Source organism: Empedobacter sp. GD03797 (assembly GCF_029842105.1).
Lineage (GTDB): Bacteria > Bacteroidota > Bacteroidia > Flavobacteriales > Weeksellaceae > Empedobacter > Empedobacter falsenii_C.
The window spans coordinates 1-1,056 of the sequence record NZ_JAOCFS010000067.1; the positions used below are offsets into that span (position 1 = coordinate 1).

1 protein-coding gene is annotated in these 1,056 nt (G+C 38.1%); it reads right to left on the reverse strand.

Features of this window, described 5'->3' with window-relative positions; all coding sequences use genetic code 11:
* Nucleotides 1-749 precede the first annotated feature (749 nt).
* Complete coding sequence (locus N5D90_RS17040; RefSeq protein ID WP_188319665.1) at nucleotides 750-998, reverse strand: hypothetical protein; 249 nt, start codon at nucleotides 996-998, stop codon at nucleotides 750-752.
* Nucleotides 999-1,056 lie beyond the last annotated feature (58 nt).

Sequence of the window (1,056 nt, forward strand, 5' to 3'; positions counted from 1 at the left end):
CGAACGCTATTCCATTTACCACAACGCATTTCCAATAATTCATCATTCATAATTTCTAATTATTCCACGCACCCCGCCACCCAAGAAAGCGGTTACAGGTTCAGAAAAAGCAAAAGTTTTTTAGTAAGGTACATTTGTGTATTGCGCTAAACCGCTAGTCGCATCACATCGTTCGGTACTCCATTGCAAAGCAATTCGTAACCCCTCACTTTTGTGCTGCTTGATAGCTTATTAGCCCACACCAATTGGCTCGGTGTAGCAAAACATCCTGTCGGATGTTCAGCTACAATCCCTCGTCACCTTATTTTGATATTGGATTGCTTTTCTTCACTGCGCATATTGCCCCAGTGCGTTCTTTCCGGAATAGACACACCAAAATTCACAAAAAAGATAGCAAAGTTATTTAGTGGTCGTTTTACGTCAAGGTCAAGCCCTTCGGGTTTCTCACAAAATCTCCACCCATTCGGGTAGTATTTTGCTCGAAAACCTTGCCTTTAAAACCCCAATCCTGAAAGAATGGCTTTCTTTTTTTTCTCTTTTTTTCTTTTCAAAAAAATATTGAATTTGAACCAAAACCACTTCTTCGATTTCCTCAATTCAATTCCACTTTTTCGACAACATTCCGACTTCGTTTCGGAGATAAAGCGTACATATTCCACCTCTATAGATAATTGGGTGCAGTTATCACGCATAAAAAAATCTCACCATTACGATGAGATTTCAAAAAGTCCTGATAAGGTCTTTTTAGACTATTTTTTATTTGGATCATTATCTGCTTCATCAATCTTTACAGCAGTTTGAGCAACAGCACTGGCGATTGCACCACCTAAAGCCAAATATCCTGCAACTGCAATGACAGTAGCTGGAAGAACAACAGGAGCAGCTAAGATAGTACCGCTAATCGCAGTTAAAGCTAATCCAACATTACGAACGATTTTAAACCATTTTGGTGTTTCATTGGTTACACGCTCAACTAAATTTAAACTATCCTTTTTCATCACGTTTATTTTTAAGATTCAACATTTCAAGAGTTGTAATTCTTGATTCTAAATATTC

What these genes read in the sequence shown, in the direction of transcription:
- N5D90_RS17040 (WP_188319665.1), bottom strand. Translation starts at nt 998, where the DNA reads ATGAAAAAGGATAGTTTAAATTTAGTTGAGCGTGTAACCAATGAAACA.